Source organism: Rhizobium sp. Root274 (assembly GCF_001429245.1).
Lineage (GTDB): Bacteria > Pseudomonadota > Alphaproteobacteria > Rhizobiales > Rhizobiaceae > Allorhizobium.
In genome coordinates this window covers 64,974-79,960 of the sequence record NZ_LMJE01000012.1, presented here as the reverse complement: position 1 = coordinate 79,960, position 14,987 = coordinate 64,974, and the positions used below count along the sequence as shown (strand labels likewise).

Below are 14,987 nucleotides of genomic sequence, written 5' to 3'. Positions count from 1 at the left end.
GACGGGCAGGAACATCGCCTATGTGGCGGCGGCTTCGGCATTTTCGGCCATGGCAATGTGACCTGTCTCGGCGAGGCGCTTTATCCGCTGCAGGCCGAGCTGCCACTTTATCGCGGCCAGAACGAGCAAAGCATGGGGTTTGCAGCCGCCGCCTATGCCAAGCAATGGCTCCGTCAGCGCTTCATGTTCTGTACTGCCAGCGCCGGGCCCGGGACCGCAAACCTTCTGACCAGCGCAGCACTTGCCCATGCCAACCGGCTGCCGGTGCTGTTCCTGTGCGGTGACACCTTCCTGACCCGTCTGCCGGATCCTGTGCTGCAACAGATGGAGCACTTTGGCGATCCGAGCCTCGGCCTGAACGATGCATTCAAATCCGTCAGCCGCTATTGGGATCGCATCACCCACCCGGCACAGGTGTTGCAGAGCCTACCATCAGCGATTGCCACGCTGATTGATCCGGCCGATTGCGGACCGGCCTTTTTAGGGCTGCCGCAGGATGTACAAGGCTGGGCCTTTGACTATCCGGAAGCTTTTTTCGAAAAGCGCATCAACCGGATCCGCCGGCAGATGCCGGATGCGGTGGAACTGGCCGAAGCTGCCCGGCTGCTGCGGTCGGCGCAACGGCCCGTCATCATCGCTGGCGGTGGCGTGCAATATTCGCGGGCGGTCACCGAATTGACGCGCTTTGCCGAGGCACACGCCATTCCCGTGATCGAGACCATCGCCGGACGTGCCAACATGCTGGCGACTCATCCGCTCAATATCGGCCCAATCGGCGTGACCGGGTCAACCAGCGCCAACCAGGTGGCTGAAGAAGCCGATGTGATCCTGTCCGTCGGTTGCCGACTTCAGGATTTCACCACGGGCTCCTGGACGGCTTTTTCCAAGACGGCCCGGCTGCTCTCGCTGAATGTTGCCCGGCATGATGCGGGCAAGCATCGTGCCTTGCCGGTCGTCGGCGATGCGAAGCTGGGGCTTGAAGCGCTTTCCTCGGCGCTGGCCGGCTATCGATCCCCAGACGAGTGGACCGCGTCAGCCAGGGAGGCCCGGAGGGGGTGGGACGTTTACGTCGCAGGCAATGTGACCGCCGGCAACCGGCCCAATTCCTATGCGCAGGCGATCGGCGTGGTGAATGCGCTGTGCGACCCGCGCGATCGCATCGTCGCTGCAGCCGGTGGCCTGCCGGCGGAGGTGACCGCGAACTGGCGCACGCTGGGGATTGGCACTGTCGATGTCGAATTCGGCTTCAGCTGCATGGGTTACGAGATAGCCGGCGGCTGGGGTGCACGAATCGCACAATGCGAGCGCGAGCCGAACCAGGATACGATCGTCTTCACCGGAGATGGTTCTTATCTGCTGATGAATTCCGATATCTATTCCTCGGTACTGACCGACAAGAAGCTGATCATCTTGGTGTTGGATAATGGCGGCTTTGCCGTCATCAACAAACTCCAGAATAATACGGGCCAGCCAAGCTTCAACAATCTGCTCGTTGATTGTCCGACGGTCGCCGAACCCTTTCGGGTCGATTTCGAGGCTCATGCGCGGGCCATGGGGGCAATTGCCGAATCGGTTGCCAATCCGGCAGAACTTGCCGAGGCTTTCAAGCGCGCCAAGGCGGCCAAGCGGACCAGCGTGATCTGCATGACAGTCGATGCCTATGAGGGCTGGACTACCGAGGGCCATACCTGGTGGGAGATCGGCACTCCGGCGGTCTCGCAGGACCCGCGCGTGGCGCTGGCCCACGAACACTGGGAATCCTCCCGCCACAAGCAGCGGCAAGGCATCTGACATGAACCTTTCGGGCAACCGATTCCTGGTCATCGGCCGAGCCGGCATGGACCTCTATGCCGATCCGCCCAATACGCGCAGCGAGGATGCAACGCAATTTTCGGCGAGCCTTGGCGGTTCTTCAGCCAACATCGCCGTAGCACTTGCCCGGCATGGCGGTTCCTGCAGCCTTGTCACCTGCGTCTCCGACGATGCCGTGGGGCGCTTCTGCCTGAATCAGCTCGATCATTACGGCATCGATCGCCGCCATGTGCGGGCCGTCGGCGGCGAGGCGCGCAATTCGCTGGCGGTGGTGGAAACACGGATCGAGGATCACCAGTCGGTNGCCTTGTTACCTGCGTCTCCGACGATGCGGTGGGTCGCTTCTGCCTGAAYCAGCTCGAYCATTACGGCATCGATCGCCGCCATGTGCGGGCCGTCGGCGGCGAGGCGCGCAATTCGCTGGCGGTGGTGGAAACACGGATCGAGGATCACCAGTCGGTCATTTACCGCAATGGCGCGGCCGATTTCGAAATGTCGGAGGCGGATGTCGTGGGCATTGACTATGCCGTCTTTTCCGCACTGATCACCACCGGCACGGTGCTCGCCGCCGAACCGTCCCGCGGTGCGGCCTTCCGCAGCTTCGAACTGGCGCGCGCTGCCGGCCTGCCGCTGATCTTCGATGTCGACTACCGTCCCTACAGCTGGCCATCGCCTCAGGTCGCCGCGCAGACCTATTCGCGCGCCGCTGCACAATGCGACGTGATCGTCGGCAATGATGTCGAATTCGGCTTCATGGCCGGCGACTATTCAAAGGGTCTCGACAAGGCCCGCCGCCTTGCGCGCGACGGTGCAGGCATTGTGATCTACAAGATGGGCGAAGGCGGAGCGATCACCATCACGCCCATGGAAGAGATCCGCAGCAAGGCGACACCATCCGCCCCGGCGCCGTGGTCGATTCTCGACAAGGCCCGCCGCCTTGCGCGCGACGGTGCAGGCATTGTGATCTACAAGATGGGCGAAGGCGGAGCGATCACCATCACGCCCATGGAAGAGATCCGCAGTGGCGTTTTCCCTGTCAGGGCCATCAAGCCGACAGGAGCCGGAGACAGCTTTCTGGGCGGCCTCGTTGCCGCACTTGCAGCAGGCTTCAGCTTGCGCGATGCCGTGCTCCGAGGCTCGGCCTGTGCCGCCATCGTGGTCAGCCGCGTCGGCTGTGCCCCTGCCATGCCGACCACTGCCGAGCTTGAACAGTTCCTCGCCACCCATCCAAGCCTGAGCGAGGCCTGAAAGGACGAGCGCATGCACATCGCCCCCTTCGACAACCAGAACATGCCGATCGTCGATATCGACGATCCGACCGTTCCGCTCAACTATTTCAACATCGTCAAAATGAAGAAGGGCGAAAGCTTCCAATACCAGGTACCGGGCTTCGAAACGGGCATCGTTCCGGCAACGGGATCGGTCGAAATTTCGGTCGAAGGAGTTTCGTTCGCCGCGATTGGCAAGCGCGGTATCGACGTCTGGGACGGCGAGCCGGAAGGGGTCTACATTCCCTCAGGGGCCAGCGTGACGATCACCTGTGTCTCCGACACGACCGAAACGTTCATTGCCGGCGCACGCTACGACAAGGTCCTCGATCCGTTCGAGGTGCGCGCCGCCGATATCGATATGGTGCAGTATGGGTCTGACGACACCAAGACCCATCGCAGGATCAAGCATATACTGGGAACGAAATACAATGGCCGCGTGGGGCGCTTGCTGGTCAGCGAGTTGTTCACGGTCGGTCAGGGCGGCTGGTCTGGCTTTCCGAGCCACAAACATGACACGGATCGTCTCCCGCTGGAGACCCGCCACGACGAGACCTACAATTTCCGTTTCCGCCCGGATCACGGCTCTGGCCTGCAGATGCTGCAGCGCGACGACGGGAAGCCGGGCGATGCCTACCACATCGTCAACGGGTCGACGATCTGTCTCGACCGTGGCTACCATCCCTGCTGCGTGCTGCCGGGCTACGAGATGTACTACTTCACGATCCTCGCCGGTCTCAGCCAGCGCAGTCTGGTACAGTATTTCCAGCCAAGCCATGCGGCCCAGCTGGAGACCATTCCCGGCATCAAAGACATGATCGCAAAGTTCAAATGAGCCTCGTGACGCTGGCCGACGTCCTACAACCCGCCCTCAGAGGGGGATATGCCGTGGCGGGCCTGGTGGCACTCGGCTGGGAAGACATGCGCGCCTTCGTGGCGGCAGCAGAAGCTGAGCAGTGCCCCGTGATCCTGCAGGCCGGCCCTGGCTGCCGCGCTCATACGCCGCTGCCCGTTCTTGGCGCGATGTTCCGGCATCTGGCAGAATCGGCCGGAACCCCGGTGGTCGCCCACCTCGATCACGGGTACTCGCTTGCAGAATGCCGGCAGGCGATAGATTGCGGCTTCACCTCGCTGATGTTCGATGGATCGCGCATGCCGCTCAACCAGAACATCGACGAGACCGCGGCAATTGCCGAACTTGCCCATGCGGCGGGACTGTCCTGCGAGGGCGAGATCGGATTTGTGGGCTATGCGGGTGGTGAGGGATCAGCGGGCACCGACCCGCAGGAAGCCGCGCGCTTTGCCTGCGAGACCAATATCGATGCCATGGCGATATCGGTCGGCAATGTGCACCTTCAGCAAACCACGATGAGCGTTGGTCTCGACCTGACCAGCATCCGGGCCATTGAGGCGGTGACAAAAGTACCGTTGGTCATCCATGGCGGATCAGGCGTTCCAATTGACCAGCGCATCTTCCTGTCGCACCACTCCAACATTTGCAAGTTCAACATCGGAACCGAGTTGAGGATGGTCTTTGGGAACGCGCTACGCAAGGCCGTCAATCGTGACGCCGATCGCTTCGATCGTATCGCGATCCTGCAGGAGACCCATGAGCCGGTGGTCGAAGCCACCCGCAGCATTCTGCGCGCGTTAAACCGAGGAACTGTTGAAGGGCGTTAAAGCATTTATTGATGCAGCATCAGATTAACCGGAGGCAATTGTGCTGATTCTGATTTGAAAAAAGCCGGACCATCGACGTATTGCCTCTGTCGTCGTGGCGCTCCCGTGTAGAACCTGGCCCATGGTGCATCCCTCCATTCCTGGGAAAATAGTGCACCATCAGATCGGGGATCAAACATCAAAGGCCGAATGGCTACGTCTGCGATTGGTTGCTAGGCAACCTGGTTCGTCATCGTGTGAGGATTGACAACACATCCCAGATTTTACTCAGCATAAGGCGGTCTTGGCTAGCTGCTCAAATCTTACGATCGAGGTGTTCCGCGAAAGCGGAAAGAATGTCAGCATAACTGTCGGCTGCTCGTCTCAAAGGCGCCATGGTTAAGCTGACGCGATTTCTGAACTTAGGTCTAAGGCTCGCACTCAACAACCCAGTTGCTGTTTGCGAAGTAGCATGGTTTCCCCTATTTGCTGCTGCATCAACTGCGCCCGGCGGGAGGTGTAATCACACCGCGCATGACAGCAAAGACGGCTCCGACCAGGCCTCCCGTGACAATGCCGGCAGACCCACCCGCAAAGGCCGCCACGAGACAATTGCCAATGAGCGCCAGACTGAAGCTAGGCGTTAGGTAGACGGCTGCGGCAATGCCGACGAGCGCGCCGACAACGCCGAACACGAACCCCATTCCCGTGACCGCATCGGACGGATCGATGACGATGACCCGCTGATGATCGGCTGACGCCTGCGGACCAGCAAGCCCATCTTCAATTGTCGTCTTGTCACTTTGCATGCTCGTCTCCCACAACCCATGGCCGTCCTGTTGAGCGCTCAACCGATTTCATCATTGTCATCGAGCAGAATCCGAACAGCCGCACCGTCCAGATCATCATACTGCTTGGCGTTGACTGACCACAGGAAGGCGAGCAAACCCGTGATCCCCATGGCCACGGAAATCAGAACAAGCATGATCATTGCCATGACAGATCTCCGCCAAATGCTCTGACTGCCGATATGTTTCCCGCACAGAGCATGCCCATCATCGCATCTCCCGATAGGCGTGCCAGGTCGCATGGCCGAGCCAGGGGAAGATGACAATCAGTCCGAGAAGTCCGGTGGCGAGGCAGGCCAGGAATAGCGCAAGGACAATAGCGCCCCATGTCAAAGTGACGCGAAGGTTGTTCCACACCATCGTCGTGCTGATGCCCATGGCCGTGAAGGCATCGATCTGGCGATCCAGCAGCATAGGGATCGAAAAGACGCTGATGGCAAAGGCGAAGCCGGCAAAGAGCGAGCCTATAAAACCGCCGACGAAAAGCATCGCCCATCCTGTGGGCGTGGTGAAAAGCATGGTGGCGATCTGGTCAAGGCCAGGAAATGGCTGAAGGCCAAAGAACAAAGCGTAGACCAGTACCGCGGCCCGCATCCAAAGCAGGATAAGCATGACGAGCAGCATTCCGGTAAAGAACACCTGGGCGCCAGCCTTTGGCCGAACCGACACCATCGTGCTAAACGAGAAAGGCGCGCCCAATTCGAGGTTACGGCTCTTGAGATACAGACCGGATGCGATAATCGGTCCGACGATCAAGAAGCCCGACAGCGCCGGGAACAGGAAATAATCGCGGCCGGTGCTGAACATGTAACCGATGAAAACGATCGAGGCGACGCAAACGAGTGCGCCGTAAAGAAGACTGGGGATCGGTGTGATCCACAAATCCTTCCAACCGAGCGACAGCCATCGCAAGGGCGCATCGGCGGACAGATTGCGCTTCCATTGGATGTTGCGGGTTTCCTGGATGTCCGAAACCTCGGAAATCAAACCGGCCGCCTGGTCTTTTCCGCTCATCTTCCTATCCTTTCAACATGCCGGTTTGGCTGCGCGAAACTGGCCAGGCTCAACGCTCTTGTCCTTCAGATGGGCGACGCAGTCCGGCTGGCTAGAAATGGCGACATAAGCCAGATGGGCATTCGCTGCGATCAGCACCACGGCGATCACCGTGGCCAGAAGCCATTTCGTTGGAAACCGTGTCACTGCTTGGGTCGCCCGATTTTTCACTCATGGCTCCCTCTGTCCGAGCGCATGCACGTAAAGCGCCAGAACCTTGATCTCGATTGGCGACAACCGTTCGTCCCAGTTCGGCATATGGCCCTGTCGACCACCGTGAATGGTGTTGATAAGCGTCTGCAGGGTGCCGCCATAGATCCACGTCTGATCCGTGAGGTTCGGCGCCCCGAGTTCCATATTGCCCTTGCCATCGTCTCCATGGCAGGCAGCACAATTCGTCTGAAACACCTCAAGCCCTGCATCCACCCGCTCTACGTTCTCGGGCGTTGAGGCATCAGGCTCACTGAGCGTCCTGACATAAAGCGAGACATCCCTGATTTGCTGACGATCAAGGATCTCGTCGCGGCCAAAAGCCGGCATCTGCCCGACACGCGTATCGGGATGCCGCGAATTGACCCCGACAATCAAGGTCTGGGCTATCTGCTCGGCACTCCCGCCCCATATCCAGTCGCCATCGGTCAGATTGGGATAATTTGCGCCGCCTTTGCCGTCTCGGCCGTGACAGGCGGCACAATTGTCTCCAAACAACTGGTGACCATTGGAGCGTACCTTCGCCATCAGCGCTTCGTCTGCCCGAATTTCGTCAAAGGACATGGTCTCGATCCTGCTGACCCATGGAACTTTGGCGGCTTCGCCCTCCAGCAGACTTTTCTCGACCGTGGTTCTCTGATCCTTACCCAAAATGCCCTTGGTGTATGTCGCGCCCAACGGCCATGACGGCATGAGAAACCACCAGAGCACCGCGAACAAATGAGTAGCGATCAGGAACAGCAACACCCCTTTGGGGATTGGCGTGTCCAACTCACGGATGCCGTTCCACACATGCCCGGTTGTCTTCCGACCGGTGACTGGATCAACGTCTTTCAACTCCACGGCCGATCCTCCTTGTCGAAGACTTGCTGCTCGGCATTCCTGAAGCGCTGCTTATTCGACGGCAGAAACGTGTAGATCATCACGCAGATCGAAAACCCGATCAGATAGAACAGGCCCCACGTTTTGGCGGTTTCGACCAGAGTATCGTGATTGATATCCATTGCGTCCTCAATTCGTTGGATCAGGCATCTGTTCGGAGGCGGCGGTGTTCTCGTAGGCGGCCCTCGTTAATTGACCGAGGACCTGCAGGTAGGCGACCAAGGCGTCCATCTCGGTCAGGTTGGTCGCGACGCCATCGAAGGCAGAGATCTGGGTGGCCTCGCCGTAGCGCTCAGCAACGCCAGAGGCCTGATCCGTGTCTGGCATCGCCTGGCCATAGGCATCGGCTGTGGCGTTGATGATCATCTCATCCGTATAGGGAACGCCGACGGCTTGCTGGGCTCGAAGCTTGAGCGACAACTCATCGACCCTGAGCGGTGTCGTGCCAAGCCACCGATAGGAGGGCATGTTGGATTCCGGCACGACGTCGCGCGGATTGTTTAGATGCGTGACATGCCAGAGATCGGAATACTTGCCGCCGATCCGAGCAAGATCGGGTCCTGTCCGCTTTGACCCCCACAACATGGGATGGTCATATTGCGACTCCACCGCAAGTGAATAGGGACCATAGCGCTCCACTTCGTCACGGAGGGTACGGATCATCTGACTATGACACGCATAACAACCCTCGCGGACATAGATATCGCGACCTGAGAGTTCCAAGGGTGTGTAGAGGCGCATGTCGGCTACATCTTCGACTGTTTCGTCGATGGTAAACAGCGGGGCTATTTCAACGATGCCCCCCACACTGGCGGCCGCAATGATGGCCAGCATGAAACCGATTGCCGATCGTTCGAGCTTTCCGTGCATGTCTGACATGGTTTACTCCGCAGCCGATGGGGCGGTATGGTCGGACTGATCCGCCCCGAGCGGCAGGTCTTCACGGGACTCATCCAACATCACCCGAGGCATCCTCACCGTCATCCAGACATTGTAGGACGCAATAATGGCGCCGAGCAGGAAGAGCAGGCCACCGAAGGCGCGGGCGATATAATAGGGATACATTTCGACCAGACTGTCGACGAACGAGTAGACCAGCGTGTTGTCCGGGGAATAGGTCCGCCACATCAGGCCCTGGATAATTCCGGAATTCCACATGGCAAAGACGTAGATCAGCGTGCCGATCAGCGCGAGCCAGAAATGGACCTCGACAAGGGTGCCCGAATACATCCGCTCCCGCTTCCAGATGGCTGGAACCAGCGTGTAGAGCGAACCGAAGGTGATCATCGCCACCCAACCCAAAGCGCCCGAATGCACATGGCCGACAGTCCAGTCGGTGTAGTGGGACAGCGAGTTGACCGGGCGGATCGCGAGAAACGAGCCTTCAAAAGTTGATAGCCCATAGAAGAACGCCGCCATCATGATGAAACGCAGCGTCGCGTCATCGCGCACCTTGTGCCAGGCGCCGTTGAGCGTCAGCAGCGCATTGCCGGCCGAGGCCCAGGATGGCACCAGCAGCATGACCGAAAAGGTCATGCCAAGATTCTGTACCCAATGTGGCAGGGCCGTATAATGGAGGTGGTGGGATCCGGCCCACATGTAGAAGAAGGTGATACCCCAGAAACTCAGGATCGACAGGCGATAGGAGAAAATCGGCCGATCCGCACGCTTTGGCAGGTAGTAGTAGAGCATGCCTAGGAAGCCGGCCGTGAGAAAGAAGGCAACGGCATTGTGCCCGTACCACCATTGAACCATGGAATCCTGGACACCCGCCCAGATCGTATAGCTCTTGGAATGAGCAAGGGAGATCGGCACCGCGAGATTGTTCACGATGTGCAGAATGGCAACCACGAGGATGAAGGCCAGATAATACCAATTGGCCACGTAGATGTGCGGCTCTTTGCGTTGCGCCAGCGTGCGGACGTAGAGGACAAGGTAGGTCACCCAGACGATGACCAGCCAGATATCGGCATACCACTCGGCCTCGGCATATTCCTTGGACTGGGTCACGCCGAGAAAATAGCCAGACACGGCAATCAGACAGAAGAGGTTGAAACCGAACAGCACAAACCAGGGCGAGAGCTGCCCTGCAAGACGGGCGCGCGAGGTTCGCTGAACCACATGGTAGGACGTCGTGATCAGTGCATTGCCGCCGAACCCAAATATGACACCGGTAGTATGAGCGGGGCGGATTCGTCCAAAGCTTGCCCAGGATGTATCAAAATTCAAGCCTGGCCAGGCAAGCTGGGAGGCGGCCCAAACGCCGATGAACATTCCGAAGATCGCCCAGGCGAGAGTTAGGCCGACCCCGACCTTGATGGGATCATCGTAGTAGCGCTTAAATCTGGCCGGGTCAGGCTCTGGAGCAAAGCTTCCAGACATCAGCAGGACCAGAAGTCCCAAGCTGTAGAAAAGGACCATTGCTCCGTGCACACCGAGCGTATCAGCCCGACCGGCTGCGGCCATGGCAATGCCTACGATGGCCATGACAACAAGAATGACCGCGCCCAAACTCCGTTCGCCCGATGTCAACTGGCCCATTGGTCTGCCTTCTTTGAGAGTTGATCGGACTGCCGATTGGCCGCCTGCCTAGAAAATAGTCAGATCGCCCATCAGTTAATCGGCCCTCTGCCGGATCATAGGTCTTATACAATTTTTCGTGAAGCACTTAATGTTTAGGGGCCTAGAATTTGTTGGTCTGCGGGGGCACGGTTCGCAACGCTAGCGGGAAGCAAGCAAGACGAACTACAAGGAAAGACATTCGACCGATACTGCGGCTGACGCATGAACAGGGCCAATCGGTTCGCGCTGTTTCGGAACGCCTCAAGATCAGCAAAACCTCTGCGGCGACGTATCCGCTGCGAGCGAAGGAGACCGGACTCTCGGTTGGCCGGTACCTGCAAGTCTCGATGACGATGCCGCGCTCGAGCGACATCTTTTCCGGCGCTTTGACCGCCACAGGATCTGGTCGAGCCGGATTGGCGGCCAGTTTTCGCCCGACTGAATCGCAAAGACGTGACCCTGATGCTGCTCTGGCAGGAGAACAAGATAGCGATGCCCTGTCTGCGCACCTTGTCAATCATTGCCAGCAAATCGGCGGTCTGGCGCACGCCGAGTACCGAGGTTGGTTCGTCAAGGATCAGCACCTTCGCCCCGAAATGCACGCGCGGGCAATGGCCACTCTCTGGCGCTCGCCGCTTGCGACCGCTTCAGAAAGCGCCACCAGGTCAATCCCTTCGAACTCCGCACCATCTTTCCGAAAGAAGCATTGGTCTCCCAAAACTGTTCTCCCGGCGCCCGCGCTCATGGCTCGCTGCATGTCCTGCCGGACAGCCGAACTTTAACGATCCTTCATAACCCTTCCACCTCCTCGTAAGGTGGGCCTCTCTATTCTCCCCCCTCATGGAGCCGACGGCTCGATTTTTGAAGGAGATTTTGAATTGACACGCATGAACATGAACAATCCGAAACTCAAGACGATCTTGAAGGGCTCGGCGGCAGCTGGTCTTGCGACAGTTATGATGTACGGCGGAGCAGCTGGCTATGTTGCTCAGGCTTTCGCCGAACCGGTGCAGGTGGAAGCCGAAGCGGCGGTGCCCGGATTTTCTGAAGTCGTCACTGCCGTCTCGCCAGCGGTCGTTTCAGTCCGCGTGAAGGGGGATGTGAAACAGGTATCCGAGCAAATGCCTGGGTTCGGGTCTGGAAACGGACTGGAAGATTTGCCTGAAAACCATCCGCTGCGGCGCTTCTTCGATCAGTTCGGCCCCAGCTTCAGGGGCATGCCCGGCGGAGACAATGACGCGCCACGGCAGGCGCGGCCAATGTCGCAGGGTTCTGGCTTCTTCATTTCTGAAGACGGCTACCTCGTCACCAACAATCACGTCGTAGAGGACGGCACCGAGTTCAGCGTTCTGCTTGACGACGGAACCGAACTCGATGCGAAGCTGATTGGGAAGGACAGCCGAACAGATCTCGCCGTGCTGAAGGTCGATGCCAAGCGGAAGTTCACCTATGTCGAGTTCGCAACCGACAAGAAGGCTCGGGTCGGCGATTGGGTCGTGGCCGTTGGCAATCCTTTTGGTCTCGGCGGGTCAGTCACAGCCGGCATCGTGTCAGCGCTTGGCCGCGACATCGGGAGTGGTCCCTACGACGACTACATCCAGATCGACGCGGCGGTAAACCGAGGTAACTCCGGTGGCCCAGCATTCAACCTCAGTGGTGAAGTTGTCGGCATCAACACCGCGATCTTCTCACCGTCCGGGGGCAATGTCGGCATAGCCTTCGCGATCCCCTCCTACGTGGCGCAGGACGTAGTTCAGGACCTGATCGATGACGGCCAGGTGCAACGCGGCTGGCTAGGAGTTCAGATTCAGCCGGTGGATGCAGAAGTCGCTGAGTCGCTCGGGCTCGAAAAGGATCAGGGCGCCCTTGTTGTCGAACCACAGGAAGGATCCCCCGGCGCCAAGGCTGGTCTCAAGGCAGGCGATGTAATCACCGCTTTTGACGGTAAACCAGTCAAGAGCGCCCGCGATCTCTCAGTCAAGGTTGCGTCAGCCGGTCCCTCAACCGAAGTTGATCTGTCGGTCTGGCGTGAAGGCGAGACCAAGTCGATCGAGGTGACCTTGGGCGATCTGGCCAATGCAAACGGCACGAATGAGCCAGAACAAACCCCCGCCTCTACCAAGCAGGAATCGCTCCCCAGTCTTGGCCTGACCGTGGCGCCATCCGAGCAAGGAGCCGGTTTGCTAATTGCGAAAGTCGACCCTGACTCTGAGGCCGCGGCACGCGGCATCTCTGAGGGCGAACGCATCGCGTCAATCAATAACACTGAAGTCACGAATGTGGCACGGGCCAAGGAAATCCTGGCAGATGCCCGCAAAACGGACCGAGATCACGCACTCTTCCAGATCGATGGTGAGCGCGGCAGCCGCTTCGTCGCACTTCCTATCGAACAAGGCTGACTGTGATCAAAATTGAGAAGATTGGCTCGGGAGTGGCCCGAGCCTTTCTCGTTTTTCAGTGAGGCTCGAGCTCGCTATCTGAAGACCTCGCCGGGATAGACACCCCAAAGTCCTACCTGTTCAACATATCCCCCTAGCTTGGGGGCATCGATTACAATGTTGCACCAATTTCCATTGCAGCTCTTAACGCTGACAAACACGCCGGGCTCGAGGTTTGCGACGGCATCCGATTTATTTGTGGCTGCGCTCCTCAGAGCGATCAGACTTTTGCCCCATGGACTGACAATGGCAGTTCTGCGCCCGGATAGAAGCGTATGATACATCCACCCTTCAGCGCTCGTCCAATCCCGAACCTTCCGCCAGTTGCCATACTCGGCGGTGATTTCAAGCGGAATGTCATGCGCTAAGTACTCCCATATTATCGGGTAATGAACCCCCGGGCCGGCTCGAAGGCGCGCCCTGTTCGCCTTGAGAGAGACGAAGCGGGGAACGGTCAATCCTGTAACATGGCCAACACGTCCAGCCTGGGCCTGGGCTTGCATCAGTGGCGCACCGTGGAGGAATGCCGCCAGTGAGAGAGACAAAATCATGAAGCCATTCTTATGACTCCTGAAAGACCTTAGAACTGATGCCATTCGACGACGTTTACTTCCTCTACGCTGGTCACGCATGCTGAGTGACAAAACTGACTACGTCTGCGCCTCGATGGAAGGACGCACCGCATAACAGTCAATTTGTGCGTCCCTCAGCGCAGCACATGCGTTGCGCGCTTCTTCCTTTGATTCAAAACCGCTGAACCGAGCGCGGTGGTAAACAGTGCCATCGATTTCGAAGGGCTGGACGAACGCCGCCTTTCTGCCGATCAGCTCTTCTGCACTGCTCCTAATGCGAGCCAGGATTTCGCGCGCCTGCCTCGCAGTTGGCATAGACGCGACCTGTATTATCCACTGGCTCCCAACTGAACCGGTCGACAGGTGGTCAATCCCCGGCCTCCTCCCTTCGTTGGCAGAGGCGGGGCCAGAGGATGTGAGCTCGACCCTTGTTGCTCCAACCAACGGCATATCGCTGTTGGCAGCAAGCACGCGATTTGGACGCGGCTCTGGCACCGGTGCATCGCCCAAGGTCTTAAATCTTCCGGCAACCAGCAGGTCAGAACCGGGTTTCGAGATTTCAAACTGGTCCGGTCCCGTGGACGCTTTCTTCAAAAAACGGTCAATCAGGTCCATCATATGGGCGTTTCTGCTGCGTCCACTTCGTCCACCCATAACGACTGCAACGATGCTGCGCCCTTCGCTTTCCAACGAGGTCACAAGATTAAAGCCCGATGCTCGGATGAAGCCCGTCTTGATACCGTCGACGCCTTTCACCTTCCCAAGAAGGCGATTGTGGTTCCCGTAAGTCCGACCATTGTAAGTAAAGGAGCGGGTTCGGAAATAATCATAGTACTCAGGAAAATGGTCTCTAAGCGCCATACCCAGCCGTGCCATATCGCTTGCTGTGGTACGTTGCCTTGAATTGGGTAGCCCATGAGCGTTGTTGAAGGTGGTTGATTTCATTCCAAGGCTGCGCGCGGTCGACGTCATCTTTGCAGCGAAGGCGGCTTCCGACCCCTCAAGGAACTCACCCAAAACAGTTGCAGCGTCGTTCGCTGAACGGGTCACCAGACCTAGAATTGCCTGCTCTACCGTGATGCTCTGGCCGGCTCTTAATCCGAGTTTGGTGGGCACCTCTGCGGCCGCATTGCGTGAGACGGGCATGCGTGTCCGCTTGGAAATCTGACCCCGCTGGAGCGCATCGAACGTCAGATACAATGTCATCATTTTGGTCAATGAAGCGGGGAACCGTGGCGCATCTGCCTGGTCGGCATAGAGCGTTCTGCCCGTCTTTGCGTCAATCACTATCCCGGCATATTTGACGTTGGCATGCGAATGAACTGGTGTCAGGCCTGTGCTGATGACGCCTGCCATCGCGAGAAACAAGCCGCGACGTGCAACACCACGCCACCGACCCAGGACTTTCGCTATCATATCGTGCCTCCTGTTTTGAGATCCAAAGCCGCATCTGTGCGGCGTGTCTACGACCAGGAAGCTAGGCGTCGCTGAGTTACGAAATGGTTTACGAATTGTGAATTTTGCGGATGTGCTTGCTTGTGCCTATATGCGGAGATGGCGCCTTGAGATCACATCGCTGTCAGATGCAACGGAAGAGACCCGTTCATCCCTTCACATTGTCAAATATATTCCGGTGAAAATTCGCGCGAGGATTGACGAGCTCCGGAGTTCAATCAGTATGAA

Annotated in this window: 15 protein-coding genes and 3 pseudogenes; 7 read left to right on the top strand and 11 right to left on the bottom strand. The window is 58.4% G+C overall.

What is annotated here, in order from left to right; genetic code table 11:
* From iolD to ASE36_RS21675, 5 genes and pseudogenes are all read left to right on the top strand, one after another.
* Window positions 1-1,791 (top strand): 3D-(3,5/4)-trihydroxycyclohexane-1,2-dione acylhydrolase (decyclizing) (iolD, locus tag ASE36_RS21695; RefSeq protein WP_062285107.1); only part of this gene is annotated, 1,791 nt, incomplete at its 5' end.
* Window position 1,792: 1 nt separating this feature from the next.
* Window positions 1,793-2,115, top strand: a pseudogene (locus ASE36_RS22740) (PfkB family carbohydrate kinase); the annotation flags it as partial.
* Between the two features lie 189 nt (window positions 2,116-2,304).
* Window positions 2,305-3,060 carry a PfkB family carbohydrate kinase gene (locus tag ASE36_RS23120; RefSeq protein ID WP_413813677.1) on the top strand — a complete coding sequence of 252 codons (756 nt, stop codon included), beginning with the start codon at window positions 2,305-2,307 and terminating at the stop codon, window positions 3,058-3,060.
* 12 nt (window positions 3,061-3,072) lie between these two features.
* On the top strand, window positions 3,073-3,915 hold the full coding sequence (locus ASE36_RS21680; RefSeq protein WP_062285103.1) for a 5-deoxy-glucuronate isomerase: 843 nt from the start codon (window positions 3,073-3,075) through the stop codon (window positions 3,913-3,915).
* Window positions 3,912-4,760 carry a class II fructose-bisphosphate aldolase gene (locus ASE36_RS21675; RefSeq protein WP_062285100.1) on the top strand — a complete coding sequence of 283 codons (849 nt, stop codon included), beginning with the start codon at window positions 3,912-3,914 and terminating at the stop codon, window positions 4,758-4,760. Before ASE36_RS21680 ends, ASE36_RS21675 begins: the two co-directional genes overlap by 4 nt.
* A gap of 476 nt (window positions 4,761-5,236) precedes the next feature.
* Here the strand turns inward: ASE36_RS21675 and ASE36_RS21670 are convergent, their stop codons facing one another.
* The 8 genes from ASE36_RS21670 to ccoN are packed head-to-tail and all read right to left on the bottom strand — an operon-like array spanning window position 5,237 to window position 10,273.
* Complete coding sequence (locus ASE36_RS21670) at window positions 5,237-5,548, bottom strand: hypothetical protein (RefSeq protein ID WP_244474829.1); 312 nt, start codon at window positions 5,546-5,548, stop codon at window positions 5,237-5,239.
* A gap of 38 nt (window positions 5,549-5,586) precedes the next feature.
* Window positions 5,587-5,736 carry a cbb3-type cytochrome oxidase assembly protein CcoS gene (ccoS, locus tag ASE36_RS21665; protein ID WP_062285098.1) on the bottom strand — a complete coding sequence of 50 codons (150 nt, stop codon included), beginning with the start codon at window positions 5,734-5,736 and terminating at the stop codon, window positions 5,587-5,589.
* Window positions 5,737-5,794: 58 nt separating this feature from the next.
* Window positions 5,795-6,601: a DUF2189 domain-containing protein gene (locus tag ASE36_RS21660; RefSeq protein ID WP_062285095.1), complete on the bottom strand. Its 807-nt coding sequence runs from the start codon at window positions 6,599-6,601 to the stop codon at window positions 5,795-5,797.
* 12 nt (window positions 6,602-6,613) lie between these two features.
* Window positions 6,614-6,787, bottom strand: coding sequence for a hypothetical protein (locus tag ASE36_RS21655; RefSeq protein ID WP_244484382.1), 174 nt, complete (start codon window positions 6,785-6,787; stop codon window positions 6,614-6,616).
* Between the two features lie 24 nt (window positions 6,788-6,811).
* Window positions 6,812-7,693, bottom strand: coding sequence for a cytochrome-c oxidase, cbb3-type subunit III (gene ccoP, locus ASE36_RS21650; protein WP_062285090.1), 882 nt, complete (start codon window positions 7,691-7,693; stop codon window positions 6,812-6,814).
* The gene (locus tag ASE36_RS21645; RefSeq protein WP_062285088.1) at window positions 7,684-7,854 is read right to left on the bottom strand and encodes a CcoQ/FixQ family Cbb3-type cytochrome c oxidase assembly chaperone; all 171 of its coding nucleotides are present in this window, start codon (window positions 7,852-7,854) and stop codon (window positions 7,684-7,686) included. The genes ccoP and ASE36_RS21645 overlap by 10 nt, the downstream gene beginning before the upstream one ends.
* Window positions 7,855-7,861: 7 nt before the next feature.
* Window positions 7,862-8,611: a cytochrome-c oxidase, cbb3-type subunit II gene (gene ccoO, locus ASE36_RS21640; RefSeq protein ID WP_062285086.1), complete on the bottom strand. Its 750-nt coding sequence runs from the start codon at window positions 8,609-8,611 to the stop codon at window positions 7,862-7,864.
* A gap of 3 nt (window positions 8,612-8,614) precedes the next feature.
* Window positions 8,615-10,273 (bottom strand): cytochrome-c oxidase, cbb3-type subunit I, encoded by a 1,659-nt coding sequence (ccoN, locus tag ASE36_RS21635; RefSeq protein ID WP_062285083.1) that lies wholly within the window; start codon window positions 10,271-10,273, stop codon window positions 8,615-8,617.
* 152 nt (window positions 10,274-10,425) lie between these two features.
* Between ccoN and ASE36_RS23115 the strand changes: the two are divergent.
* Window positions 10,426-10,792 (top strand): annotated as a pseudogene (locus tag ASE36_RS23115) (IS21 family transposase); the annotation flags it as partial.
* Here the strand turns inward: ASE36_RS23115 and ASE36_RS23110 are convergent.
* Window positions 10,774-10,931 (bottom strand): annotated as a pseudogene (locus ASE36_RS23110) (ATP-binding cassette domain-containing protein); the annotation flags it as partial. The pseudogenes ASE36_RS23115 and ASE36_RS23110 sit on opposite strands and share 19 nt — an antisense overlap.
* 241 nt (window positions 10,932-11,172) lie before the next feature.
* Between ASE36_RS23110 and ASE36_RS21625 the strand changes: the two are divergent.
* Window positions 11,173-12,693 carry a Do family serine endopeptidase gene (locus tag ASE36_RS21625; RefSeq protein ID WP_413813676.1) on the top strand — a complete coding sequence of 507 codons (1,521 nt, stop codon included), beginning with the start codon at window positions 11,173-11,175 and terminating at the stop codon, window positions 12,691-12,693.
* A gap of 74 nt (window positions 12,694-12,767) precedes the next feature.
* On the opposite strand, the gene ASE36_RS21620 is transcribed toward ASE36_RS21625, so the two are convergent.
* Entirely contained in the window at window positions 12,768-13,235 is a 468-nt protein-coding gene (locus ASE36_RS21620) for an SH3 domain-containing protein (protein WP_244474832.1), read from the bottom strand.
* Between the two features lie 147 nt (window positions 13,236-13,382).
* Window positions 13,383-14,720, bottom strand: coding sequence for a D-alanyl-D-alanine carboxypeptidase (locus tag ASE36_RS22805; RefSeq protein ID WP_062285076.1), 1,338 nt, complete (start codon window positions 14,718-14,720; stop codon window positions 13,383-13,385).
* Window positions 14,721-14,987: the final 267 nt, after the last annotated feature.